The sequence below is a fragment of the Providencia sp. PROV255 genome, assembly GCF_028478065.1.
In the GTDB taxonomy this organism is placed as follows: domain Bacteria; phylum Pseudomonadota; class Gammaproteobacteria; order Enterobacterales; family Enterobacteriaceae; genus Providencia; species Providencia rettgeri.
In genome coordinates, this window is record NZ_JAMPMI010000018.1 from 196,757 (window position 1) to 222,780 (window position 26,024).

Annotated in this window: 30 protein-coding genes; 13 read left to right on the plus strand and 17 right to left on the minus strand. The window is 42.6% G+C overall.

Annotation, left to right across the window (positions count from 1 at the left end):
- Positions 1-160 precede the first annotated feature (160 nt).
- Entirely contained in the window at positions 161-352 is a 192-nt protein-coding gene (locus tag PR725_RS16935; RefSeq protein ID WP_231136804.1) for a hypothetical protein, read from the plus strand.
- A gap of 174 nt (positions 353-526) precedes the next feature.
- Here the strand turns inward: PR725_RS16935 and PR725_RS16940 are convergent, their stop codons facing one another.
- The 3 genes from PR725_RS16940 to flgA form a co-directional block, all read right to left on the minus strand.
- Positions 527-967: a flagella synthesis protein FlgN gene (locus tag PR725_RS16940; protein WP_109911332.1), complete on the minus strand. Its 441-nt coding sequence runs from the start codon at positions 965-967 to the stop codon at positions 527-529.
- Between the two features lie 11 nt (positions 968-978).
- On the minus strand, positions 979-1,281 hold the full coding sequence (gene flgM, locus PR725_RS16945; protein WP_004909864.1) for a flagellar biosynthesis anti-sigma factor FlgM: 303 nt from the start codon (positions 1,279-1,281) through the stop codon (positions 979-981).
- A gap of 369 nt (positions 1,282-1,650) precedes the next feature.
- Entirely contained in the window at positions 1,651-2,319 is a 669-nt protein-coding gene (flgA, locus tag PR725_RS16950; RefSeq protein WP_123382092.1) for a flagellar basal body P-ring formation chaperone FlgA, read from the minus strand.
- Positions 2,320-2,525: 206 nt separating this feature from the next.
- Here flgA and flgB point away from each other — a divergent pair, with 206 nt between their 5' ends.
- The 11 genes from flgB to flgL all read left to right on the plus strand — a co-directional run bounded on the left by flgB (position 2,526) and on the right by flgL (position 12,808).
- Positions 2,526-2,939, plus strand: a complete 414-nt coding sequence (flgB, locus tag PR725_RS16955) for a flagellar basal body rod protein FlgB (protein WP_004255669.1) — start codon at positions 2,526-2,528, stop codon at positions 2,937-2,939.
- Between the two features lie 5 nt (positions 2,940-2,944).
- Positions 2,945-3,349 (plus strand): flagellar basal body rod protein FlgC, encoded by a 405-nt coding sequence (flgC, locus tag PR725_RS16960; RefSeq protein WP_004909868.1) that lies wholly within the window; start codon positions 2,945-2,947, stop codon positions 3,347-3,349.
- Between the two features lie 12 nt (positions 3,350-3,361).
- The gene (locus tag PR725_RS16965; protein WP_004909870.1) at positions 3,362-4,219 is read left to right on the plus strand and encodes a flagellar hook assembly protein FlgD; all 858 of its coding nucleotides are present in this window, start codon (positions 3,362-3,364) and stop codon (positions 4,217-4,219) included.
- A gap of 27 nt (positions 4,220-4,246) precedes the next feature.
- Positions 4,247-5,515, plus strand: coding sequence for a flagellar hook protein FlgE (gene flgE, locus PR725_RS16970; protein WP_004909872.1), 1,269 nt, complete (start codon positions 4,247-4,249; stop codon positions 5,513-5,515).
- A 15-nt stretch (positions 5,516-5,530) separates the two neighbouring features.
- Positions 5,531-6,286 (plus strand): flagellar basal body rod protein FlgF, encoded by a 756-nt coding sequence (locus PR725_RS16975; RefSeq protein ID WP_109911160.1) that lies wholly within the window; start codon positions 5,531-5,533, stop codon positions 6,284-6,286.
- Positions 6,287-6,304: 18 nt separating this feature from the next.
- Positions 6,305-7,087 carry a flagellar basal-body rod protein FlgG gene (flgG, locus tag PR725_RS16980; RefSeq protein ID WP_004909875.1) on the plus strand — a complete coding sequence of 261 codons (783 nt, stop codon included), beginning with the start codon at positions 6,305-6,307 and terminating at the stop codon, positions 7,085-7,087.
- A gap of 70 nt (positions 7,088-7,157) precedes the next feature.
- Positions 7,158-7,940, plus strand: coding sequence for a flagellar basal body L-ring protein FlgH (locus tag PR725_RS16985; RefSeq protein WP_004909879.1), 783 nt, complete (start codon positions 7,158-7,160; stop codon positions 7,938-7,940).
- A gap of 35 nt (positions 7,941-7,975) precedes the next feature.
- Positions 7,976-9,079 (plus strand): flagellar basal body P-ring protein FlgI, encoded by a 1,104-nt coding sequence (locus PR725_RS16990; RefSeq protein WP_109911161.1) that lies wholly within the window; start codon positions 7,976-7,978, stop codon positions 9,077-9,079.
- Positions 9,079-10,059, plus strand: a complete 981-nt coding sequence (gene flgJ / locus PR725_RS16995) for a flagellar assembly peptidoglycan hydrolase FlgJ (RefSeq protein ID WP_004909883.1) — start codon at positions 9,079-9,081, stop codon at positions 10,057-10,059. Before PR725_RS16990 ends, flgJ begins: the two co-directional genes overlap by 1 nt.
- Before the next feature lie 141 nt (positions 10,060-10,200).
- The gene (gene flgK / locus PR725_RS17000; RefSeq protein WP_110731852.1) at positions 10,201-11,844 is read left to right on the plus strand and encodes a flagellar hook-associated protein FlgK; all 1,644 of its coding nucleotides are present in this window, start codon (positions 10,201-10,203) and stop codon (positions 11,842-11,844) included.
- 28 nt (positions 11,845-11,872) lie between these two features.
- Positions 11,873-12,808: a flagellar hook-associated protein FlgL gene (gene flgL / locus PR725_RS17005; protein WP_109911164.1), complete on the plus strand. Its 936-nt coding sequence runs from the start codon at positions 11,873-11,875 to the stop codon at positions 12,806-12,808.
- 929 nt (positions 12,809-13,737) lie between these two features.
- Here the strand turns inward: flgL and fliR are convergent.
- The 13 genes from fliR to fliF form a co-directional block, all read right to left on the minus strand.
- Entirely contained in the window at positions 13,738-14,517 is a 780-nt protein-coding gene (gene fliR, locus PR725_RS17010; RefSeq protein ID WP_117162049.1) for a flagellar biosynthetic protein FliR, read from the minus strand.
- A gap of 2 nt (positions 14,518-14,519) precedes the next feature.
- Positions 14,520-14,789 carry a flagellar biosynthesis protein FliQ gene (gene fliQ, locus PR725_RS17015; protein ID WP_004255630.1) on the minus strand — a complete coding sequence of 90 codons (270 nt, stop codon included), beginning with the start codon at positions 14,787-14,789 and terminating at the stop codon, positions 14,520-14,522.
- A 22-nt stretch (positions 14,790-14,811) separates the two neighbouring features.
- On the minus strand, positions 14,812-15,555 hold the full coding sequence (gene fliP / locus PR725_RS17020) for a flagellar type III secretion system pore protein FliP (RefSeq protein ID WP_004909893.1): 744 nt from the start codon (positions 15,553-15,555) through the stop codon (positions 14,812-14,814).
- A 13-nt stretch (positions 15,556-15,568) separates the two neighbouring features.
- Positions 15,569-16,027, minus strand: coding sequence for a flagellar biosynthetic protein FliO (gene fliO, locus PR725_RS17025; RefSeq protein WP_272569885.1), 459 nt, complete (start codon positions 16,025-16,027; stop codon positions 15,569-15,571).
- Positions 16,028-16,049: 22 nt separating this feature from the next.
- A complete protein-coding gene (gene fliN / locus PR725_RS17030; RefSeq protein ID WP_004255621.1) occupies positions 16,050-16,466 on the minus strand; it encodes a flagellar motor switch protein FliN in 417 nt (138 codons plus the stop codon).
- Positions 16,459-17,466: a flagellar motor switch protein FliM gene (gene fliM / locus PR725_RS17035; RefSeq protein ID WP_004909898.1), complete on the minus strand. Its 1,008-nt coding sequence runs from the start codon at positions 17,464-17,466 to the stop codon at positions 16,459-16,461. The genes fliN and fliM overlap by 8 nt, the downstream gene beginning before the upstream one ends.
- 5 nt (positions 17,467-17,471) lie before the next feature.
- On the minus strand, positions 17,472-17,951 hold the full coding sequence (gene fliL / locus PR725_RS17040; RefSeq protein ID WP_109911167.1) for a flagellar basal body-associated protein FliL: 480 nt from the start codon (positions 17,949-17,951) through the stop codon (positions 17,472-17,474).
- Between the two features lie 162 nt (positions 17,952-18,113).
- Positions 18,114-19,481 (minus strand): flagellar hook-length control protein FliK, encoded by a 1,368-nt coding sequence (locus PR725_RS17045; protein ID WP_123382089.1) that lies wholly within the window; start codon positions 19,479-19,481, stop codon positions 18,114-18,116.
- On the minus strand, positions 19,482-19,925 hold the full coding sequence (gene fliJ / locus PR725_RS17050; protein ID WP_004909907.1) for a flagellar export protein FliJ: 444 nt from the start codon (positions 19,923-19,925) through the stop codon (positions 19,482-19,484).
- A gap of 11 nt (positions 19,926-19,936) precedes the next feature.
- A complete protein-coding gene (gene fliI, locus PR725_RS17055; RefSeq protein ID WP_004909909.1) occupies positions 19,937-21,301 on the minus strand; it encodes a flagellar protein export ATPase FliI in 1,365 nt (454 codons plus the stop codon).
- On the minus strand, positions 21,298-22,026 hold the full coding sequence (fliH, locus tag PR725_RS17060) for a flagellar assembly protein FliH (protein WP_109911169.1): 729 nt from the start codon (positions 22,024-22,026) through the stop codon (positions 21,298-21,300). Before fliH ends, fliI begins: the two co-directional genes overlap by 4 nt.
- A complete protein-coding gene (gene fliG / locus PR725_RS17065) occupies positions 22,019-23,011 on the minus strand; it encodes a flagellar motor switch protein FliG (RefSeq protein ID WP_004909913.1) in 993 nt (330 codons plus the stop codon). Before fliG ends, fliH begins: the two co-directional genes overlap by 8 nt.
- Positions 23,008-24,693, minus strand: a complete 1,686-nt coding sequence (fliF, locus tag PR725_RS17070) for a flagellar basal-body MS-ring/collar protein FliF (protein WP_164528946.1) — start codon at positions 24,691-24,693, stop codon at positions 23,008-23,010. The genes fliG and fliF overlap by 4 nt, the downstream gene beginning before the upstream one ends.
- A 246-nt stretch (positions 24,694-24,939) precedes the next feature.
- Between fliF and fliE the strand changes: the two genes are divergently transcribed.
- Positions 24,940-25,251: a flagellar hook-basal body complex protein FliE gene (gene fliE / locus PR725_RS17075; RefSeq protein ID WP_004909916.1), complete on the plus strand. Its 312-nt coding sequence runs from the start codon at positions 24,940-24,942 to the stop codon at positions 25,249-25,251.
- A gap of 438 nt (positions 25,252-25,689) precedes the next feature.
- On the opposite strand, the gene PR725_RS17080 is transcribed toward fliE, so the two are convergent.
- The gene (locus tag PR725_RS17080) at positions 25,690-25,821 is read right to left on the minus strand and encodes an entericidin A/B family lipoprotein (protein WP_109911171.1); all 132 of its coding nucleotides are present in this window, start codon (positions 25,819-25,821) and stop codon (positions 25,690-25,692) included.
- Positions 25,822-26,024: the final 203 nt, after the last annotated feature.

Consider the following 26,024-nt stretch of genomic DNA (forward strand, 5'->3'; position numbering starts at 1 on the left):
GTATTAAAAAGAGGAAAATTGCCAATAGGATACGGTAATTTTCCTCTTTTTTTATTCCAAGACTTTGCTTAATTAGCATATTTTCTTCCTTAACCATGATAATTTTTACTATAGTAAAAATTATAGTGAGTTGAAGCTAACCTGTTGGTGGGGATTCATTATGAATAATAAAATAAATGAGTTACTGAAATTTGCTCAAGAAATGAAAGCAATTGGTGGTGCTGATGGCACCGCGGCTTGCCGTATCGAGGCGCGGATAAAAACACAAGAGCTTAAGAAAAAATTCACCAACCCTAAGTCTATGACAGGAGAAGACATTAAACGTATTTGTGAGCAAAATAATATTTCTTAATCTTCTCTCGCTTCGATATTAAATATGACCAAGGAAAGTGTTTCTAAATGGGAAAGAGGGGAGATTAAACCAAATGGTGCAGCATTAAGGCTACTCAAACTAATTGATGAAAAGGTGTTTATTATCTAGTACATGAAAGGGTAATCCTTTTTAGTTTAAAAATACAAAACAACCTTAAATTGAAATTTTCTTACCTAATATAGGGCGCTTTGACTCTAAGCCATCAGCACCATAAGTAGACTGGTTATTATGCTTTTTCACAAAGTTTAGGCGCTGAGCATTTAGCTCAATATGCAATTGCAGCATCTGGTGATTACGATAATTCAGCTCTTTTAGGTTGGTGGTTAAGGTTTTAATGGCTTCCCATACCCCAGCTAGTGCGTCATTGTTCTCATAAGGTGCACTAACCTCCGCTTGTGCTTCTAATGCCAAGCGGTTTGTTTCACCATGACCAATTGCGGCAACCAGAAACCGTTTTTGTTCAGTGGTTTCTTGAAAAGGCGAAGGTGGTACACGGTGATAACCTAATAATAACTCTTCATTTTTCATTACTATCTGTAATGATTGCAAGTGAGAGAGTTGTTGCTCGAGTAATATCAGTAATTCGTCAGTCATGATGGCTATTTTTATTTCATTGATAACATGCATTCATGGGCATCACGTAAAATGCCATCGGCAATTTTTTCAGCGTCCATTTTTAAGGTGCCATCTTTGATAGCTTGTTTGATTTGCTCAACTTTAGCACTGTTAATATCGCTAGCTTGAGGTTGCAATAATTTTTTTTGTAACTCACTTGGCGCAAAAGAACTCTCTTGAACGACTTCATTGCTGGACACTTTTTTGTCGCGCATCGGGGCAGCCGCATCTTGTGGGTCGCGGTTTGTCACCTGAGTCAGCGCAGAAATTGCAGATGTTTGCTCAATAGCCATAATGTATTTTCCTATTCCCGATTTTTGTCATATGTCAGTTATCGGCTTATATTGATGAATCTTTAGTGTCTATAGTGTTACAAAATATTGCATCATTCACCAGCTATACTCGTCATACTTCAAGTTGCAGCGTTGTTGACTGCACTCAGCTAGCCGAATCACATACTCATGTATGCTCATCGGTCTATCTTCACTTGTCGCCTAGCTGCAACTCGAATTATTTAGAGTATATACTCGTATTACTGCAAGTTGCAGCGTTGTTGACTGCACTCAGCTAGCCGAATCATAGACTCATGTATGCTCATCGGTCTATCTTCACTTGTCGCCTAGCTGCAACTCGAAATATTTAGCGCATCAATGGGGTTATCTTTACCTCAATACCACTTGGACACTGCCGTTTTCTAGCGCTTCCCCATTCACCACTTGCCCATTTAACAAGCGTACTCGGGTATTTTGGCCGGCAGTGGCATTATTAATGGCACGACCTTCATATTTCACTGAAAAATTATCACCATTGGCGAACACAAATACCGTTTGTCCCGCTTTTATTGCCCAAGGCTGTCTTGTCATTGATTTTGTGAATGTTTGCCCGGCAGGAATATTACGCAGGGCTATCGCACCACGTAGCGCGATTTTATCGGTGCTTGCACCTGCGGGGAGTTTATGTAATAAGCCCTTCTTGGTACCGATATCGACAAATTGTATGGATTCCCCTCTATTTATATTACGTGTTGCCACGTAATACTGACCTGTCACATTCACGGTAAGCTGAATAAACTGCTTTTTCTTACCACATTGTATCGGTAGGGAAACATTACCCATATTGCGCCCACCAACTGGGGGGGTGAGCTGGGGGTTTTCACAAGTCGGCCAACGCTCAATCGGTGTTTTAATCTCAATTGAAACTTGCTTGCCTTTCCCATGAATTTGTCGAAAGTATTGGTTGATGTCTTGAGGTAACGACGCTTGAGAAAGTGTTGGAGTAAGCCCTAATAAGCTGATTACCAAGTATAATGGCAATTTTTTAGCGTAATACATCCCTTTTATCTCCCCCAGCAAGCAAACTTTTTCACGATTGCAGTTTACGCAGCTCTGAAATAACGAATGAGCCAAATAGGTCAATTATTTTGCCTTTATCTCGCCATTAGAATTTTTCGTAGGCCGCTAAGATATGCAGGTCGAATTTTAATTTTTACTCGCGAACGTTCAAATCAGGGATCGCGTTATCTCCATTGAGGGCCACTATGATTGATAAATTAAACGCCACGTTTGCTTTCCAGCAACAGGCTTTGTCAATACGCGAAGCAAGGCAGACCGTATTAGCTTCAAACATTGCTAATGCCGATACACCCGGCTACCAAGCACGTGATATTGACTTTAATCGTCAACTTCAACAAGCCATGGATAAAGGTGTGGTAGGGGGAAAAGGTGTGACTCTTGCTGTCACTTCGAAAGGGCATATCGAAGGGCGAGGAGGCAAAGCCCCCAATATTGACCTGAAATATCGAGTTCCTTACCAAACCTCAATGGATGGTAATACGGTAGACATGGACATTGAACGTAGCCAATTCGCAGATAACACCCTGAAATATCAGGCCGACCTTACATTCATCAATAGCCGCGTCAAAAGTATGTTGGCTGTCTTACAGCAAGGGTAATCTTCATGGCTTTACTGAGTATTTTTGATATCTCTGCATCAGCATTGACCGCGCAATCTCAACGCTTGAATGTCAGTGCGAGCAATATGGCCAATGCAGAAAGTATAGCAGGGCCTGATGGCCAACCATACCGTGCAAAACAAGTGGTTTTTCAAATGGCACCACAAGGGCGCCATGAAGTAGGTGGTGTACGTGTGAGCGAGTTGATAGAAGACCCTACGCCACCTCGTATGGAATATAAGCCCGGCCACCCGTCAGCGAATGAAAAAGGCTATGTGCAAATGCCAAATGTCGACATGGTCGGTGAAATGATCAACACCATTTCAGCTTCCCGTAGCTATCAAGCCAATTTAGAAGTGATGAATACAGCAAAAACCTTGCTGCAAAAGACACTCACAATAGGCCAGTAAGGGAGCGTTTTCATGGGAATTGCAGCCACAATGTACGACCCTTTGGATAATACAACCGCTGGCCCTGAGCCAGCTGCGAGTAATGTGCCAAAGAAAAGTCAAAGTGACGATATGCGTGACACTTTTTTAAAAATGATTGTCACGCAAATGCAAAACCAAGACCCAACCAAGCCAATGGAAAACACGGACTTAACCAGCCAATTGGCGCAAATTGCCACGCTTGAAAGCATGAATAAACTCAGCGATAGCGTGAGTGGTATTTCCCAACAAATTGGTTCAGGTCAGTCATTACAAGCCACTCAGCTGGTTGGTAAGGGTGTGCTTATTCCGCGCAATGAAATCATCTTAGCGCCGCTCAAGAAAGAGAGCACAGGTGAAGACAGCAATGTGACTAAGCCATCAAACCCGCTTCCTGATGAAGGCATCAGCCCAAATAGCCCTTCAATGTTTGGATTGAGTAACAAAGATGCCATTGAAGGTGAAGAGGGCGCTGAAGAGCCGCAATCTGAATATATTTCTTCGCCGTTTGGTTTCTTTTTACCGAAATTGGCAGACAAAGTTGAAATTACTATTCGTGATAAAAACCGAATGGTTGTGCGAACCATTACCTATGATACGGAAGTTAAACCCGATATCTATGATATGGCGTGGGATGGTCGTGATAACAACGGAAACTTAGTCACAGATACAACAGGAAAATATTACTTTGATGTGAAAGCCGTCAGTTCGGGGGCTGAAATCGAAGTCACCAAACTGGGGTATACCCGTGTTAACGGTGTGACTCCAGGGGCTGACGCACCATTACTTGATGTTGGCATTGGGCAAAGTGTCCCGCTGAGCAGCATTTTCAAGGTTTATCCATCTTCTTAATTTACCCCCAATACTCATGGAGAAAATATGTCTTTTTCACAAGCAGTCAGTGGCTTAAATGCAGCCTCAGCGGGGCTTGATTCAATTGGTAATAATATTGCCAACTCCGCAACAAATGGTTTTAAAGGAGCGACAACCTCATTTGCAGATATGTTTGCAGGTTCAGGTGTTGGTCTCGGTGTTAATGTGGCCGCGGTGACACAAAATTTTAAAGATGGCCCAATCACGCGTACTGATAGAGCGACAGATGTTGCTATCTCCGGAAATGGCTTTTTCCGTGTACAAGACCAAAACGGTGATACTTATTACAGCCGAGATGGCCAATTCTTACGGGATAAAAGCGGTAACCTAGTGAATAACCAAGGTATGGTGGTCACAGGCTATCCTGCGAGTGTCGACGAAAAAGGCAATGTTACCATTCAAAGTGGTGGTGTACCTGAGGGCTTGAATATCCCAACGGATATGATGGATGCAAAAGCATCGGAGTTAGCGAAATTAACCATTAATTTGAATTCAGAAGACAAAATAAAAGATAAAGCTTTCGATGTTGATAACCCTGATGATTCCGCGACTTATAATTTCAGTACGACCATGACGGCGTATGATAGCCAAGGTAATACACATGAAATCTCTGTTTATTTTGTAAAAACAGCGGACAACAAGTGGACGGCTTACGCTAAAGATGCGAATGACACTGCAGCAACTAAGCTGGGGGATATGTCATTTGATGGTAACGGAAAATTGGTGACAGAAACGGTAACACCGGGCCCGAATCCAGGTGATGACCCTGTTGTAACGCCAATAGAAACAACGTTTGATTTTGCATACAAAGGGCTAAATGGTGCAAATGATGGCACCTTAAAAGTTGATTTAGGGAAAACTCGTCAACAAAAAGTCAGCGAATCTTCCGTCAGTGCGATTGATGTGAATGGTTATCCTGCTGGTGAATACACCACCTTTAAAATTGAAGATAACGGTTTGATTACCGCTAACTATTCTAACCAACAAAAACGTGTGGTTGGCCAAGTGGCGTTATCTGCGTTCGCAAACCCAAATGGTCTGGTATCCCAAGGTGGCAACGTTTGGGCCTCTTCTAATGCCTCTGGTAACCCAATGGACGGTGTTCCGGGTGTCGGCCAGTTTGGTAAATTAACCAGTGGTGCATTGGAATCTTCTAACGTCGATATGAGCCAAGAGTTAATCAGCATGATTGTGATGCAGCGTAATTACCAATCAAACGCGCAAACCATAAAAACACAAGATCAGATGTTACAGACGCTGGTTAACTTACGATAAAACAAGAGGGTGGCCATGGATCACGTCATTTATACCGCGATGGGGGGAGCGCGTCATGCGCTGGAAAACCAAGCGATTGTTTCAAATAACATTGCCAATGTGTCAACTGCAGGCTTTAAAGCGCAATTGTCCGCAATGCGTGCCGTTCCAATAAATGGTGACAGCGAGCAAACCAGAACGCTGGTGGTGGCATCGACTCCTGGTGCTGATATGAGCCAAGGGCCACTCAATTATACGGGTAAACAAACCGATGTTGCGTTAAACGATAAGCATTTTTTGGCTGTTGAGTTAGCCGATGGCACAGAGGCTTATACCCGTAACGGCAACATCCAAGTGTCTAGCGAAGGTGAACTTGTCATTGGCGAGCGCCGCTTACAAGGTGATGGTGGGCCGATTAACGTTCCGCCAAATGCAGAATTAACCATTGGTGCAGACGGGACAGTTACCGCACTTTTAGCCACTGACCCGCCAACGATGTTAGGGCAAATCGGGCGTTTGAAAGTGGTTGAAGCGCAACCGCAAGACTTGATCCGTGGCGAAGATGGTTTGTTCCATTTATCACCACAAGGGCAAGCGGCAAATGGCAATGCTTTGCCACAAAGTGAACGAGGAATTGTCACCGCGGGAGTCATTGAAGGCAGTAATGTCAATGCCGCGGAAGCGATGGTTTCTATGATTGCTAATGCAAGGCACTTTGAAATGCAAATGAAAGTTGTCCGCAGTGCTGATGAAAATGCACAACGGGCGAACCAATTGCTCGCTGTTAGCTAATTTCACAAAGGAATTATTATGATCCGCTCATTATGGATTGCCAAAACAGGGCTTGATGCTCAACAAACTAACCTTGATGTTATTTCCAATAACTTAGCCAACGTTAGTACGAATGGTTTTAAGCGCCAACGTGCTGTTTTTGAAGATTTAATGTACCAAAATATTCGCCAGCCGGGTGCCATGAGTTCAGAACAAACTTCGTTACCATCTGGTTTACAAATGGGTACAGGTTCACGCCCTGTTGCCACAATGCGTATTCATGCGCAAGGCGCATTAAATAAAACGGGAAATACCAACGATATCGCTATCAGAGGGCAAGGTTTTTTACATGTGCAAATGCCGGATGGTACAGATGCTTATACTCGTGATGGGGCATTACAGCCAAACCAAGATGGCCAGTTAGTGACCTCAAGTGGTTATCAAATCGTTCCTGCGATTATGATCCCCGATAACGCGAATAGCTTGTCAATTGCGCGCGATGGTACCGTGACTATCACTGTATATGGCGATAACCAACCACAGCAAATTGGCCAAATAACATTAACCACCTTCATCAATGACGCCGGTTTGGAAAGTATGGGTGAAAACCTGTATATGGAAACGGCCAGTTCTGGTGCACCAAATGAGAGCGCACCAGGTACTAACGGCGCCGGTTTACTTTATCAACATATGTTAGAAACCTCTAACGTTAACGTGGCAGAAGAGTTGGTCAACATGATCCAAACTCAACGTGCTTATGAAATCAACAGTAAGGCGGTATCCGCTTCTGACCAAATGTTACAGCGCTTAACGCAATTGTAATTGGTAAAAAATACGTAAAAATAACTCATTGCGATAGTGATGAGTTATCAATGAGAGGGATCTCTTCGTGATGATAAAACGTACACAGCAGCAAAAGAGTAACATGATGATTGAAAGCGGCACGATTTCTCAACAGCAAAAAACAGCGTTGCTAACGCATTTCATAGCGCCTAAACAGGCAGGGTTACTTGCCATTTTGGTCTTAGTTACCAGCGGTTGTGCACAAATCAAATCGCGTCCATTAGTGGACACACAAACCACTGCAATTCCAACAGCACCGACAGCACCTGCACCCAATGGCTCGATATTTCAAAGCGCGCAACCCGCTTATTATGGTTATCAACCGTTGTTTGAAGACAGGCGCCCTCGTAATGTTGGCGATATTTTAACCATTAATTTGCAAGAAAACGTAAGTGCGAGCAAAAATTCCTCTGCGAATGCGAATCGTAGTGGGAAAACAGGTTTCTTAGCTGCGATCTTACCGGGTTTCATGCAAGGGTGGATTGGCGGTAAAAACACAGAATTAGATATTAAAGGTAACAGTGACTTTAGCGGCAAAGGCGGTGCCAATGCCAACAACACCTTTAAAGGCACCATTACTGTCACAGTAGATCAATTATTGGCGAACGGTAACTTACATGTGGTTGGTGAGAAACGTATCGCGATAAACCAAGGTACTGAGTCGATTCGTTTCTCGGGAGTGGTTAACCCACGCACAATTGGTTCAGACAATCATGTGAGTTCGACACAAGTCGCTGATGCACGTATTGAATATGTGGGCGACGGCTATATTAACGAATCGCAAAACATGGGATGGCTACAACGCTTTTTCTTAAATGTTTCGCCTTATTAATTAAACATTAGCGAGAAAACAGCCGAGATAATTCAATGAAAAATAAAGTAATAATTTTGCTATCACTATTTTTTTGCTTCGCTTTTTCAGCATACAGTGAGCGTATTAAAGATTTAACTACCGTACAAGGTGTACGAGATAACGCGTTGATTGGCTATGGTTTAGTCGTTGGTCTGGATGGGACAGGTGACCAAACCATGCAAACGCCGTTTACCACACAAAGCTTGAATAACATGCTGTCACAAATGGGGATTACGGTTCCGCCGGGTACCAATATGCAATTAAAGAATGTGGCAGCGGTCATGGTCACCGCGAAATTGCCGCCTTTTGCACGTACTGGGCAGTCCGTAGATATTGTTGTTTCCTCAATGGGTAACGCGAAAAGCTTACGTGGTGGTACGCTGCTGATGACCCCCCTAAAAGGGGTAGATGGGCAAATTTATGCAATGGCTCAGGGTAACATCTTAGTGGGTGGTGCGGGTGCCAGTGGCGGTGGGAGTAGTATTAAGGTTAATCAACTCAATGGTGGCCGTATTACAGGTGGAGCGACTATTGAGCGCGAATTACCGAGCAGTTTCGGGCAAAACGGTGCGATTAACCTGCAATTAAACGAAGATAGCTTCACATTGGCACAAGATATTGCTGATGCAATTAACCGTATGGGCGGTATGGGGACTGCATCGGCGTTAGATTCAAGAACGGTACAACTACTGGTGCCTGCCAATAACCGTGACCAAGTGCGTTTTTTAGCCCGGGTACAGGAACTGAATGTACGTGCGCCAGTGGCTGAGGCGAAAGTCATTCTCAATTCGCGTACGGGATCTGTAGTGATTAACCGCAGTGTCACTTTAGATAGCTGTGCTGTTGCACACGGCAGTTTAGCGGTTACGGTAGAAAGACAAACTCAAGTTAGCCAACCGGATACCCCATTTGCGGGAGGGCAAACCGTAGTGACTCGTAATACCAATGTTGGGGTGCGTGATCAAGGTGGGGCGCTGCAAAAAGTCAATGCAAGTGTGCAATTAAACCAAGTTATTCAAGCACTGAATACACTCGGTGCAACACCAAACGATTTGATGTCGATATTACAAGCGATGGAAAGCGCAGGTTGTTTACGCGCGAAACTGGAGATCATCTAATGAGTGACATGCAGCTATTGCAAGGTGCCGCATTTGATTTACAGTCACTGGGGCAGTTAAAAGGTGAACTGAATAAAAATTCGGAGCAAGGGCTGCGCCATGTCACGCAGCAACTTGAGGCAACATTCGTTCAATTGATGCTAAAAAGTATGCGTGACGCACTCCCGCAAGATGGCTTATTTTCCAGCGACCAAACTCGTATGCTGACCAGTATGTATGACCAGCAAATCGCCCAAGATCTTTCGCAAAAAGGTTTAGGTTTCGGGGAAATGATGTACCAACAGCTCACTCGAGACCAACATACTTCAAGCGAGCCAACATCCAACAGCCTGCTACCGTTAGATGAAAAAACAGCACAATCATTACCGCCATTTAATATGGAACAAATGATGCGCCACTTTGCGCCAATGGGCGATGCACTATCGGCACCATTCCAAAAAATCAAAGCATTATCGCTTAACAGCAGCAATTTTATTAGCCGATTAATTGGCCCCGCAAAAGCCGCGAGCCAAGACAGCGGTATTTCACATTTTCTGGTATTAGCACAGGCGGCATTAGAAAGTGGTTGGGGTCAGCGAGAAATTCTGAAGTCAGATGGAAAAACCAGTCATAACTTATTTGGGATCAAAGCGGGAAAAAACTGGCAAGGGCCTGTTACGAATATTATGACAACAGAAGTGATTAACGGCAAAACCATCAAAATACGTGATGATTTCCGCGTTTATGGCTCTTATGAAGAGGCGATTGCGGATTATATCAATCTATTGACAGAAAACCCGCGTTATAAAGACGTCAAAAAAGCGCCGACACCAGAGATTGCTGCACGCCGTTTACATCAAGCAGGATATGCCACAGACCCGAGTTATTCGGACAAACTGATTACTTTGATTAATCAAATACGTGGTCATCAACCAATAGGTAGTCATTCTGCTTCAAGGGCTGTACAGGCATATACCATAGATTTGAACGATATCTTCTAAAAATACGGAATTATTGGGAGTTTGGACTAAACAATTACGCTGAATTTCCGATAACCAAATATGCTCTAAATAATTTGAGTTGCTATCGCTTTCATTGTGTCAGCCAATGGTGGCGATAAGCACCCAGAACAGGAAAAGCTTATGCTGAACAATGTAATGAATAATGCGCTCAGTGGTGTGAACGCTGCACAAGGCGGGTTAAGTGTTATTTCTAACAACTTAGCCAACGCTGGTGTGGGTTACTATCACCGCCAAAGTGCTGTTTTCGGGGAGAATCCCGGTACGATGACACCTAATGGTTATTTTGGTAACGGCACTTATTTCAGCCATGTTCGCCGTGAGTTTGATGAATTTATCAATGCGCAGTACAGCCAATCCCGCGCACGTAGTGGCGACTATGAGGCGTACGTTAAGAATTGTAATAAAGTTGATGATTTGCTTACTAATGATATTGAAGATATCTCAAGCAATATTGGTAGCTTTTTCACCGCGTTAGATGCAGCTAGCAGTGATGCAAGTGACAAAACGTTGATTGACGTTTTTTTAGGCAATTCAAATGCACTACTAAGCCAGTTTAAAGAAGCGGATCGTCGTCTGCAGGAAATGGAACGCGATACCAATCATCAGATAGAAAATAAAGTAAAAGACATCAATATCTACGCTGAAAAAATTGCCGGCTTAAACCAGCAAATTTCACGGATCCGTTCAGTAAGTGGTTCAGAGCCAAACGATTTATTAGACGTGCGTGACCGTTTAGTCAATGAAATTAACTCATTAATTGGAGTGAAGGTTATTGAGCAAAACGGTAACTATAATGTGACCTTTGCCAATGGGTTACCACTAGTCACGGGGGAGAAAGCTAATCGTCTGGAAGCGGTTCCGTCTTCTAAAGATGATAGCCGTTTTAGTATTGGCTTTGTTGGAGCTAATGGCCAAGTCCGCGAAATTCCTGACGAATCATTTCGTGGTGGGGAACTCAGTGGTATTTTGCGTTCTCGCCAAGAAGTCATGGACCCGGCTTATCAAAAACTCAATAAGTTAGCATTAGTTTTCGCGACTAAATTCAATGAAGTACATAGCAAAGGTTATGATGCCAACGGCAACACGGGCAAAGACTTCTTTGAAATTGGTAAAGGAACTGTCGTTAGCAACACCCATAATAGTGGCAAAGCGGACTTTGATCTCAGTTATAGCGATGTGTCTAAAGTCACAGGCAATAACTACGAGATGCGTTTTGACGGCAGTGAGTGGAATGTCACACGTTTACCAGAAGGTACCAAAGTACCTGTGGATTCAAATACGGCAGGGACACTGAAATTTGATGGTTTAGAAATCAAAATCAGCAATAGTACGGGTATGTCAAAAGGTGACTCATTTCTGGTGAAGCCAGTGAGTGGTGTGATCAACGGTATGCAGACCTTGGTCAGCAATGCATCCGATTTTGCGGCAGCGGGAAGCAAAGACAGTGGCCCTGGTGACAATGAAAACATTAAAGAACTGGTTAAATTACAAGACGAAAAACTGATTGATGGTAGTTCTACGTTTTCCGATTTCTATGCAACGTTAGTTAATGATGTGGGTAGTAAAACCAAACAAGCGCAAATTGATTCAGAAACACAGAACAAGATGACCGAGAGCTTCTATGAGCAAGAACAAGCTATCTCGGGCGTGAATATGAATGAAGAAAGTATTCAGATGCAGAAAATCCAACAGTTTTTCAATGCCAATGCGCAAGTGCTAAAAACGGTGGATGATTTATTTAACGCATTGATGCGTGCATTCTAAATATTAGCGATAGGATAAGGATTTAGCGATGCGTTTAAGTACCAATATGATTTATCACCAACGCTTGCAAGACATGAATAGTGCGCAAGCGCGTTGGATGGATGCAGGGAGCCAATTAGCTTCTGGTAAGCGTGTAAGCAAGCCTTCTGATGACCCGCAAGCATCTTCGCAAGCGGTGCGGATTAATCAGTCAGAAAACCGTAACCAACAATATGTAGCAAGCCGCGGATTTGCGAAAACGGGAATGACATTGCAAATGAGTATTTTGACTCAGATGACGGATGTGACGACGCAAATCGATACCACGATTATTCAGGCATCAAACCAAGGTGCTTTAAGCGATAAAGACCGCAGTACTTTGGCTGAACAGCTAACGGGTTTAAAAGAGCAATTAGTGGCGTTAGGTAACTCGACAGATGGAAATGGTCGGTATATTTTTGCGGGTTTTAAATCAGATAAACCGCCATTTGAAATTGATGCTAGTGGTGAGGTGCTCTATCACGGTGGTGATAAAGCCATTATGCAGAATGTGGCGAGTGACCGTGAGATGACAACCTATTTCACCGGTGCGCAAGTGTTTGATACAGACAGTAATGGTGTGGTCAATATTTTTAAAGCGTTGAACACGGGTATCGAATCACTGAAAAAACCATTGCAAGGAGCACCACAAGCAGATTTAGACCAAGCGCAAGCAGAGTTGGGTGAAGCGAACAGTGCCATCAAGTCCGCATTAGATCAAATTTCCAACATTGAAGCTAAGCAAGGTCTACAGCTACAGGAAATTGATAAATTAGACTTTTTAGCTGACACGCGCTCTATTCAAAATGCAGCCCGTAAAAGTGAGTTGTTAGAAACCAACTGGACTGGCACCACTACAGATTATTATAAAGAAAAAGCGATGTTTGAAGCTTCACAAAGTATTTTTAAAGACTTAAACAGCATGTCACTTTTCGGCAGCCGTTAATTATTTAATATTATTTTTACTCACCGCGCTTTGGAGTGATCCAAGCGCGGTTTTTTTGAGCTTTAAAAATGCTATGTTAGACAATATGTTATAGATTTGATGTAAAAAATTTGAATTAATGTTTTATTACGCAATAAACTTTAATAATTAAATGATAATATGTATTATTCTCATTTGAGTGTTTTGTGATATAGGAGATTTATGCGAGTTTTTAAGGTAAATACTAAATGGGTTTTCACTATTATTGTTTTATTAGGAGCTATTCCTTTAGCTGCAATATGGCTAAATGTGTTCTCAAATTCTACTGTAACTAATATTAATAACTGGTTGGGTGAGTTTCATGCAATATACATTAGCAGCATCACTTAACGAAATATTACCATGTGCTGTGAGAGCGATTCCATCGTATATCAAATTATCACGGAAACTACTATGTGGGGTAACTACCATTACATCATTCATCTGATTTCCTCTTTATGAAAATATAAATAAATTACAATATTTAAATACATTCATTAAAGAAATGAAACAATACACAAAATATAATGACACTTATTAAAAAATTATATTTTTAAATAAATAATTTTTTATTTTGTTTATTAAAATATTAATGAGAAGTCAATGATGTGATAGAATGGCTATTGTGACATGTTCAGAGCGACACTGGCATATAAATTTACTTGCGAAAATAAATTAATTTTATACCTAAATTTTAGTTAGGTTTAGTATTGGGTATTTACTGAGACTGTCATTAGATAGTTTAGAAATGTATCAAATAATAGGTGATATTTACAACTATACTAGTTGCTTTTAATATAGACTACAAATAGGAAATTAAATCAGTTTTTCTTGGGCTACTTTAATTATCAAATTCGAAAAATTACTTTGATAATCAATTAATCATTAATTAATTGATTAATTATCTATTCTCAAACAAACAAATTAAACATCAATGATAGCTGCTCAAATGCTTGGTGGATAAGCCGTTCCGTGTAGCGGGGAAGTATGGAAATAATCAACCCTAACATACTGATACCGATGGTTAATGTAAGGGGGAAACCTACCACAAACACGGATAGCTGTGGGGTCATTCGGTTTAGAATACCGAGAGCAAGGTTAAGAATGAGAAATAGTGTAATGAACGGTAGTGCTAGCATTAACCCATTAATAAATATAGTGTTAGCAAATTGAACAAACACCCAAAAACCATCACGATTTAATGGTGCGGTTTGAATTGGGATAAGTTCAAATGAATTGACCACAATATAAATAAGCCACAGGTGCCCATCGAAAGCGAGAAACAATAAAATAGTGATGACGTTAAATATGCGCCCTAAAATCGGCATATTAGGTCCACCGGTCGGGTCAAAAAAGGTGGCGAACGATAACCCCATTTGCAAACCAATCACTTCTCCCGCATGGCGCACGGCAGCAAATGCCATTTGCATTGTGAGTCCCATCGCAATACCAATCACCATTTGCTGCACGATAACCCATAGCCCCATGGCAGAAAATAGGGGAATATTTACGACAGGAAGTTGTGGGGAAACAATCAAGACGACAAAAAAAGCCAATGCGACGCGAACTTTGGTAATTGCCTGTTTTTCATTAAAAAAGGGCGCTGTACCAAGCAGCGCCAAAAGGCGTATGAAAGGGTAAAAACCTTGGCTTAGCCACAATGTGAGTGTTTCGCTGGTGATAGTTAGCATTGTTAGCCAATAATAAACGGTAAATTGCTCAACAATGACCGCATATAATCGGTAAGTAAATTCAGCATCCAGGGCCCTGCAATAATAATCACAGAAATGACCGATAAAATTTTAGGGATAAAAGATAGCGTCATTTCATTCACTTGTGTGGCGGCTTGCAGTAAGCTGATAATTAAACCCGCGGCTAAAGCGGCTAATAACAAGGGAGCCGCTAGCATCAGTGCGATTTTCATCGCCTCAGTCCCCATCGCCATCACTGATTCAGGTGTCATAGCTACTCCGAATAAAATAATCCTAATTAAAAAAGCTTTGCGATAATGAGCCAAGTAATAATTGCCAGCCATCAACCAAAACAAACAACATTAATTTAAATGGCAAGGAAACTGTTGCAGGTGGAACCATCATCATCCCTAATGCCATTAAAACACTGGCAACCACTAAGTCGATGATTAAAAATGGAATAAAAATGGTAAAGCCAATTTGGAATGCGGTTTTTAATTCGCTGGTAATAAAAGCGGGCACTAAAATACGTAACGGGACATCTTTCGCTTCTTGAATTTCACCGACTTTAGCTATCCTTGCAAACAGGGCCAAGTCGGATTCGCGCGTTTGCCCTAGCATGAAGGTTCTTAGTGGGGCTGTGCCTTTCTCTAAAGCAGTTTCCAAGCTAATTTTGTCTTCGCTAAACGGCTGGTAGGCTTCGCGGTAAACTTGGTCAGCAACGGGTGACATCACAAAAAAGGTCAAAAATAGTGCCAAGCCGAGTAAGACTTGATTCGGAGGCGCGGAGGGCGTTCCGAGTGCGTTACGCAATAAACCTAAAACAATAATGATGCGAGTAAAACTGGTCATCATTAACAATAAGGCCGGAATAAAGCCTAATAAGGTCAAAAATAATAGGGTTTGAACGGGTAAAGACCAAGTTTGTCCCCCATCTGCTAGAGAATGGCTAATAACGGCAGGTAGTGCCGCAGAAGCTGAATTCGGCAGTAAAAACAAGAGCGCAGTAATCGTGAAAAGAGATTTTAGAGGTAACATTGAGTGCTTCCGATTACTTATGCATAGATGTCACTGAAGCTGCAAATTTTGCAGCCTCTTGTTTTTTCTTTAATAAAGACTGAAATGTGAGCGGTTCAACTGGCAATCCCGTTGTGCTTTCAGGTTCTGATGAGTATTGGTGTAACAGGCTGATATTTTGTGTGGTAACACCTAATACTAAGCACTCATTATTCACCTCAACCACCACAATACGTTCTTTATTTCCTAATGAGCAGCGGCTTTTGACTTTTATGATTTGCTCATTGCCTATTTTTTTTGGCGCAAATCCTAATTTTTTCACCAACCAAGCCCCTGCTAATATCAATAAAATAATCCCCCCTAAAGTACCGGATATCTGCGTTAAGCTATCATTATGGTCAATAGCCGGCGCATTAGGTTCACTTGAGGAAACGGTTGTTGATAAAAAAGGCACAGATGTCGGTGCCTGCTCAGTTTGATTGGATATTGCCATTATTAGCGACTCACGTTGTTAATTAACGGCTTAAACGGCGCATACGTTCAGAAGGCGTGATGATATCAGTGATACGAATACCGTAATTGTCTGAAACCACGACCACTTCACCTTGTGCAATTAAATAGCCATTGATTAAAATATCCAGCGGCTCACCCGCTAAGCCATCCAGAGAAACCACTGAACCCTGGGATAAGCTCAGTAACTTTTTAATGGTCATTTTAGTGCGACCCAATTCAACAGAAAGACGCACTGGGATGTCCATGATCATATCGATATCGGACAGCTGATTTAGCGGGTTTTGTCCATCAAAGTTGTCGAAAGCCTGTGCACCAGCTGAGGCGGATTCCGCTTTTTTTTGCTGTTCCAGCGCTTCAGCCCATAGGTCTTCACTATCGTGATTGGTTGATGCATCAGGAGAGTTCTTCGCCTCACTCATTGGTACTTTCCTCATCTAGAGTGTTTAATACAGGGTTAATCAAATGTTCTACACGCAATGCATACTGGCCATTTTGAGTACCGTATTGACTGGTTAATACGGGAACACCATCAACATTAACGATGAGGCGGTCAGGTTTCTCAATTGGGATCACATCCCCTTTTTGCAGTTGCAGTAAGCGAGAAATTCGCATTGGAATGTCAACAAAGTTGGCAACCAATTCAAGTTCAGAGCGTTTTACTTGGGTAACAAGATTGGTTACCCAAGTTTCATTTTCTTGGTGACCTTGCTCCATTGGTGGGTTAATCAAGCGCTCACGCAATGGCTCGATCATGGCAATTGGAATACATATACTGAATTCACCAACGGTATTGCCTATCTCCACTAAAAACGGTGTGGTCACCACAATGTCATTAGGAGAGGTAGTGATATTGGTGAATTTGACTTGGATTTCAGAACGTACATATTCCACTTCAATATCAGCAATTGGTTTCCAAGCATCGCGATAAGCCCCTAAAGCTAATTTGAGCATGCGATTGATAATGCGTTGTTCAGTATTGGTAAACTCTTTACCTTCTTGCCGTACAGGGAAGCGACCATCTCCACCAAATAGGTTGTCGACAGCGATATAAACTAGTGCGGGTTCAAAGGTAAACAATGCCGTACCGCGTAACGGAGGCATATGAATTAAGTTGAGGTTGGTTGGTACCGGTAAATTACGCGCAAACTCATGATAAGGTTCAATTTTAATTCCGCCTACTGTAATGTCTGGGCTGCGGCGTAGCATATTGAACAAACCCATACGGAACTGGCGAGCAAAACGTTCATTGATGATTTCGAGAGACTGCATTCGCTCACGAATAACCCGACGTTGAGTGTTCGGGTCGTAAGGGCGAACATTATCTTTCCCTTGAGTCTCTGGCACAGGCGTACTGCTTGATGGCGTATCATCATTAAGCAGCGCATCAATTTCGGCCTGAGATAAAATATTATCGCTCATGAATATTACCGCAGAATAAAAGTAGTAAATAACACATCAGAAATATCCTGATCGGTATCCCCCGGGATCAGGGTAGGGGTAAGAGTTTGCTTGATATCTTTCATTAACTGCAACTTACCTTCATGCGTCTCGATATTTTTTGCTTTTTGCTCTGAAAGCAGCAGTAACATACGGCTACGTACTTCAGGGAGGTATTCATGAAGTTGTTTACGCGATTTTTCATTCGCCAGTCGCAAGGTCACATGGATATAAAGCACACGATCCGGCGCATCGGCAGCACCGGTTAAATTGACGGTAAATGGCTCTAATTCCATAAAAATAGGTTGTGGCATGTTCGGACGCTTTTCTTCCTCATTCGCCGTTTGTGTGCCTTGTTGTGTCGTCCACCAGGTATAACCCCCAAACCCTGCACCAGCAAGGGCGATAAGGGTAAGTAGAATAAGCAACCCTTTATTGGAACTTTTTGATTTTTTGCTCGACGACATTTAGCTGAATTCCTGTTTCTTGGATGCTAAACCCAAATGGGTTTTTACGTTATGATCTCTAGCATTATGGCTTGGTTGCCAAGAGTTAAAGGAGTGAAAAACGAAACAAAAAGGCGGTAACTCGGCGCTTTAGCTAGGAAATTACCGCAATTTGTTTATTTATTATGCAAAAGTGTTAATTCCACCTTGTCGTGATGCCGTTGTTATTGGTGTAACAGTGGCATTCGCTTCGCTGATACCGACAGCCCCCACGGATGGATGTGTGGCTTGAATTTGTCCATCGTGTTGGTGGGTATTTTGCTGCGAGCTATCAGATTGGTGGTTCAAGTTATCTTGGCCAACAGAGCCCTGAGCGAGATGAATACCACTTTCTTGTAATGCACTGCGTAGCACTGGCATCATCGACTCCATGGCGGCACGTACATGGCTATGTGGTGACACAAAATGCATCACCGCTTGGTTATCTTCGATACGTAAATGCACATTTAGTGAACCTAACTCTTCAGGATGCAAACGAATTTGCGCTTGAGAAACCCCTTGGCGAGAGAAAAACAGCATATGTTGGCTTAATTGCTGCTGCCATGCTTCGCTGCCTAATTGGCTGGCTAAATGCAGAGTTGGTGTAGAGGTTGGTGCATTCATCGTTGCCGCTTGGGCCGTTGATGTAGTTGGCATCATGCTAATCGGCGCAGTTGTTGTATGTTGTGACGATGTGGTAGTAAAAGCACCAGTTTCAGTTTGTAAGGTAAACGCACCTTTTGTGGTTTGGTTTAGGGTATCGCTTGAAACATTTTGTAGGTTTAATACGGGTTCTTTATCACTCACTTTTTTATTCAATGCCATAAAATCGGTAGTTAAATTTTTGCCACGTATATCTTTTGGGTTATCAAGGGGAAAAAGAGATTGGTCACGACGTTCTTCTTTTTCATTCTTAATAAATACCCCAAGCTTTGGGCTGTCTTCTTCGCCTGCCAACTGTAGCTGTGAACCCTCAAGATGCTTGCCATCATCTTGATTAATGATGCCATTCGCATTATCCGTTAGATGTTGCATTTTTTGACTAAATGCCCCTAAAGCTGGATGAGCTTCAGTTCGGATTGTAGTATTCGCCGCGGTTTGTACTTGGCCTGCTAATGACTGTTTCAAGCTATTTAACCATGCTTGCTCGTTGGCGTCTTTACCTGTCAATAAGTCAGTATTAAGGGCAGTTTGTACACTATCTGCCCGTAAGTTACGGCTAAAATTGAGCTGTTCTATGGCACTTTCAGCCGTTTTTTGTCCAGCTTGGGTTTGCTCTATCGTTTCTTTACCCGCTATTGCCAATTTGTTGTCGACAATGTCTTTATTAAGAGCTTCTTCATTAACAGGTTGATTAGTAACGTTTTGTTTTTCAATAGGTTGCTGGCTATCAAGCATGGCTTGAAAGGGAAGAGCAGGGGCTTGATTTTCATCAGCGCGCGATTCATTTTGTGGTAGATTGCCATTTTTTGTCGATGACGAAGCTGGCATATTCAGGGCGTTGATGTCCATTTATTGAGGTCTCCGTAAAGTCGCTCGTTGAGCAAACTCATCCATTTGCTTTTGTTCTAAGCGGTTTTGACGTTGGTATTCAGTATGTTCAGCGCGTTGAATTAATGTATCGAACGCATTGACACGTTGTTGTTTTTCTTGCCAGTGACGATTAGCTTCGTTAACGCGTTGCTCCCATAAATTCAGTTGCTGTTGCTGCTGCTCGATGGTCAGCTCCAATGTGACCAAAAATTGCTGATAATTCTGCCACTTATCCGATTCCATGCCTGTATGCAAGGTTTGGTTGAGTTTTTGACGATATTCGGATTGATAGTTTTCCAACATACTCAGCTGCTGCGCCATTTGTGTATGCGTTTGGCGTACTTGAGCTAACACTTTCGCCGCTTCTTCCGAGGCTTCAACAGCTAAGGTGAGTAATGTTGTTAAGGCATTATTTTTGGCCATTTATCCCCTCGTTATTCGTTGGGAACCACTTGAGTCAACTGTTCGCACGCGGTTTGATAATCACATCGCTCATCAATATCTTGCTGCAAGAACTTCGACATCCGTGGGTAATATTGAATTGCTGTATCCAACATGGGGTCACTGCCCATGGCGTACGCACCGACGTTAATTAAATCTCGGTTGCGTTGATAACTAGACGTTAACTGCTTGAAACGTTGAATTTTTCGGTAATGCTCTTTAGGAATGAGCTCCGTCATTGCTCGGCTGATGGATGCCTCGACATCAATCGCAGGGTAGTGCCCTGACTCTGCCAGTGAACGTGAAAGAACAATATGGCCATCCAAAATGGCGCGAGCCGAGTCAGCAATTGGGTCTTGTTGGTCATCCCCTTCCGTTAAAACGGTATAGAACGCGGTAATTGACCCACCATTTTTCCCATTCCCTGCACGCTCAACTAATGCTGGTAATTTGGCAAATACAGAAGGCGGATAGCCTTTCGTTGCTGGTGGTTCACCTACGGCTAAGGCAATTTCCCGTTGTGCCATGCTGTAGCGGGTGAGTGAATCCATAATCAACAGCACACTTAAACCTTTATCGCGAAAATATTCAGCGATACGAGTGGCATAAGAGGCGCCTTGCATGCGCAATAAAGGGGACACATCGGCTGGTGCTGCAACGACAACAGCACGTTTTAAGCCATCAGCCCCTAAAATATTTTCAATGAAATCTTTGACTTCACGACCACGTTCACCGATCAACCCGACTACGATAATATCGGCTTGCGTAAAGCGTGCCATCATGCCAAGTAACACGCTTTTCCCCACACCAGAGCCTGCAAATAGCCCCATGCGCTGGCCTCGACCAACCGTTAATAACGCATTGATTGCACGAACGCCCACATCCAATACACTGCTAATGGGCGTTCGCTCCAATGGGTTAATTGGTGGAGTGATTAACGGAGCACGTGTTTTTACCTCCAATGGGCCTTTTCCGTCTAATGGATTACCTTGCGCGTCAAGTACTCTGCCTAATAACTCATTACCAATGGGTAATAGGCGGCTAGTTTGCCCGTCATCGCCAGTTGATTGCGCATAAACACGTGCACCAGGAGCAATTCCTTCAAGGTCAGCAAGGGGCATCAATAACATTCTTGGGCCGTTAAAACCAACGACTTCACATACCACTTCGTCTGAACCGCCATTAATAGAGCGCTCAATAAAGCAGGTTGCCCCTAAAGGCATTTTAATACCTTCGGCTTCCATCACTAAGCCAGTGATTTTTGTGAGGCGGCCATAACGACGCACCATCGGGATCCCTTTCATCCGCGATTCTAAATCGTCCAACGAGGCAATCCAGCGTCCCAATCGTGCCGTCATGAAAAGCTCTCCGGTGCATATAAACGACACAATTCTTGCCAGCGTGTCGCCACAGTCATATCAATTTCACCGTCTTCTGCGACGACTCGGCAACCACCGATATGCAGTTTAGGGTCAGCCACTAAGCGCCAGCCATTCAAGTTGAGTAGGGAACCGAGATGCTGCTCGATTAATTCAAAATGATTTGGATTGACGTGCAGCTCAGGTTGCCCAGCAAAAATTGGTTTTTGCTGGAGTAAATGACTGATCTCTTCCAGTAATGCCGTACCATCACAGACGGTAGATTGGCCTAAGACTTGCTTAGCGGCGGTCAACGCTATCTGCAACAGCTTAGTGGTCACCACCGTATCAAAGGTATCGAGTGAATAATTGAACTCAGACAGCAATTTTTGCCATGTTTCAATTACGGGTTGTTGCATAGCGAGCGCTTGCTCACGGCCTTGCTCTTCTCCAGCACGCAAGCCTTGTTCAAAGCCAGCTTGATAACCTTCTTGCTGGCCTTTTTCATGCCCTTGTTGGTAGCCGGTGCGCTGCGCATCTTCTTTTATGTTATCGAGCAAGTTAATTTGCTCTAACACTTCTTTCGGCTCAAGGCATGGGACTTTGGGGGCGTCAGGTTCAGGAACATCGCTTAATGCAGGAATGCCTGAGTTGAGATCCCATTGATTAAGCTCACGAAGCTGCCAAGGTTGCCATTGGTCATTTGGAATTGTTGACTTAGACATAAACGTCGTCTCCACCACCTATAGCGATTTCGCCTTTTTCGACTAAACGACGAACGATAAGCAAAATGGCTTTTTGTTCGTTTTCCACTTGAGACATACGTACAGGAGAGCGAGATTCCAAATCGTCGCGTACGATTTCCGCTGCACGAGCGGCCATATTGTTGAGGAAGTGGTCGCGTAGAGCTTGGTTGCTGCCTTTGAGGGCAATAACCAGCGAGTCTGTCGAAACATCCTGCAAAATACGTTGAATGCTGCGATTGTCCACTTCGATAAGGTTTTCGAATAGGAACATTTCATCAATAATTCGTTGAGCCAGTTCACCATCGTAATCACGCATTGCATCGATAACGCTTTCTTCTTGCTGGCTTTTCATCAAGTTGATGATTTCTGCCGCGGTTCTTACGCCACCCATTTTGCTGCGCTTGAGGTTTTGACCATCCAGTAAATTGTTCAATACCTCAGTCAATTCCGCTAATGCCGCAGGTTGTACGCCACCAAAGGTGGCGATACGTAGCATAATATCGTTGCGTTGGCGCTCTTCGAATAATTCAAGTACATCTGCTGCAAGGTTGCGTTTTAAATGAACCAAAATGGTGGCGATAATTTGTGGATGTTCATCGCGAATAATATCGGCAACGGTTTGTGGTTCCATATAGTTGAGGCTTTCGATCCCTGAGGTGGTTTCTTGTTTTTCAAAGATATCTTCCAGCAGGCTCGCAGCACGTTCTTCGCCCAGAGCCTTTATCAATACAGAACGTAGGTAATCGTTGGTGTTAATATTAAGCGCCGCAAATTGAATTGCGGACTCTTCAAATTCCGTTAACACTTCCGCCAGTTCATTATTTGAGATTTGGCGCATGTTTGACACCGCCATACTCAATTGCTGAACTTCTTTAGGGTTCAGGTGCTTAAACACTTCAGCAGCCTGATCTTCACCGAGTGTCATTAACATGACGGCACTTTTTTCTGTTCCACTTAAACTCATTGGGATTTTCCTAACCACTGACGGATAACCATTGCCACGATTTGTGGGTCTTTTTCTGCCATTTCACGTATGCGTTGGCTTTGGATTTCTGCGCTAACACGTTGACGAGTTAGACGACGACGCGTTTGCTCATCCATATCTTCATCAATCACTTCATCAACCACGAGAGGGGTTTTCATTTGTGTTGCAACGAAAACTTCAGCATCGGCTTGAGCTTGCTGTGTCTTACGGTATTTAACCCATTGTGGTTTGATACCAAAACGCCACATAAACCAAGCAATAATGGCAATAAGCAGTATTTTTCCGTAATCCAGAAGCTGAGCAATAAATTGTGGGCTTTCCAGTAACGATGGTTCTTCCTCAACAGGCGTCTCATTGGTAAACAATGAATTAGTAATGTTGAGGGAATCACCTCGTGCAGTGGAAAAACCCATGGCTTCGCGTGTCAATGCTTCAATTTGTTGCAGCATTTCTGGCGGCAATGGCTTCATTTCTGGACCATTTTCGCCATCTTGTGAATGGTAATTAACAATAACTGCGACCGAGAGCCTATCAACGACACCAATTTGCCGTTGGGTATGGCTAATTTTGCGATCTACCTCGTAATTCGTAGTTTCATCGCTTTGTGAGTTTGAGACACTATTACGGTTATTTGCTGTTTGAGTGCCGTCTTTATTGTCTTTATTGGTTTCAATTGGTGCATTTGGTGCACTAACGGGTTGATTTGAAAGCGCTCCTGGTACTCCACCTGTTCCACCATTGTTATTTTGCATACTTTGGCTATTTTGGCGGGAACGAATAGCAGCGCTATCTGGCGTTTGGTTAGGCTTATATTCCTCTGAAGTTTGCTCCACTTTAGAGAAATCCATTTGCGCGGTAACCTGTGCATGGATATTGGCGCGCCCCACGAGAGGGGACAAAATATCTTCAATACGCTGTTTGAGATGCGACTCCATCTCTTTGGTCATTTTTATTTGCGCACTATTAACCGACTGCTGGCTATTATCATTATTGGTCAGTAAACGGCCCGCTTGGTCAACAATAATGACATTGCTTGCAGTTAATCCTGTGACACTGCTGGATACCATATGCACAATGGCGCTAATTTGCCCCTCATCGAGCATTCTTCCTGGTAATAAACCGACCGTCACCGAAGCTGTTGGCAGCTTTTGCTCACGCACAAATAAGGTCGGTTTAGGAATCGCTAAATGTACCCGAGCACTTTGTACTGGGCTTAATGATTCAATAGTTCGAGAGAGTTCACCCTCTAGCGCACGTTGGTAGTTGATTTGTTCACTAAATTGGCTAATACCAAATTGTTCTTTATCTAATAATTCAAAACCCGTATTGCCACCTTTAGGTAAACCTGATTGAGCGAGCTTTAAACGTAATTCATGCACTTTATCTGCAGGAACTAAAATAGCGCTACCATTATCAGCAATTTGATATGGCACATTCATCTGAGTTAGCTGGCCAACAATATCGCCACCATCTTTAGCACTTAAATTGCTAAGAAGTACACGGTAGTCAGGGCTGCGTAACCAGAGGAGAAGGGCGACAATAATTGAAACAGCCGCAGCCGCCGCAATCATTAACGGTATTTTAGGATCAGCTTTAATCCTTTCAACTATAGAGGCAAAACCCTTTTTGGCCTCCCCCGTGTCTTTAGATGCGGCACTCATAAATATTCCCTGCTTGGCAGACTACTAGACGGATGAAAATACTTTTGGTGAAACAATGTTATTTCCCTCTTCGTAACGTCACTTTTTCACTTTGCTATTATTTCTTGTCTTGCGGGAATCTAATGACGGAATCAGCCTATAAAATTGGTGTTATTTATCGGCTTCAAGTTAAAAAGGGTGTGATAGGGTAAGCTGGCCAATATAGGTTAGTGAAAAATTCACAATAATTAATAAGAAGAGAATCGAATGACAGTTCAAGCCATTGAAGGGGTTATTTCACAATTAAATGTCGTGGCAACCCAAGCCACTAACCCAATAAAACCAGCAATAGAGCCAGTTGGATTTGCTGACCATCTGGTTGCTTCTGTAAATCAAATTAATAAAACACGTAATGATTCTGCCAAGCAAATTGAAAATTTCACGTTAGGAAAGCAAGATATTTCCTTGAATGATGTAATGGTCGATATGCAAAAAGCCAGTTTAAGTTTACAAATGGGTATTCAAGTGCGTAATAAGCTGGTGGCGGCGTATCAAGAAATTATGTCAATGCCAGTGTGATTGGTTTATCTATTTGAATAAGGTCAAGTCGTTGATAGTGATGGCCGTATATTAACGTGTGTTAGAAAACATGGGCGTGGGAAACTGCGCTTGAGCAAATTCGGCAGGAATGTGAGAAAAACATGGTTCCACTTTAAAAGTGGCATTATTAAAATCTGATTTTTTTGTAGTTTCTTAGGCCTTCAGTTAATAGCTGATGGCTTTTATTTATAGAAAAACTGAAAAGCAAAGAAAAGCCCCAAATATCAAGGAAAAATAAACTGATACAATAGGTTAGAGTACACTATCAGCATAGACTCTTTATAAAGGATTTACATGAATAAAGTGTAAGCAATACAGAAAATAAAATACAAATTAGAGTCTCGTTAAATGAATAAGGAATACTAGAGGATTCAAAATAAATATACCCTCTAGCATTTGAAATAAGAGCATTAATGTTTATTGGGCCGCTCTTTGTATTGCTTCTCCTCCTGCTTCTATATCTTCACCAACACCTTTAGTGGTATTACAGGCAGTTAATGTGAAAGCAACAACTAATGAGCAAATGAGGAAATTGATTTTTTTTAACATATTATCTTCCTTTCAAGTTTAAAGTTATAAATTACAAAAGGTCATCTTTAATTATAGCAGAACAAGTCGATGACTATTTTTAGCTGTATACTGCAGTAAGGTTAGGATTAAACCCTCATATTTTTGTGGAATTAGTATTGTTAGTGATACCTGACAAATGAAAATGAGCTGCTATATTTTAAGTGTTAGTACTTATTTTGGGT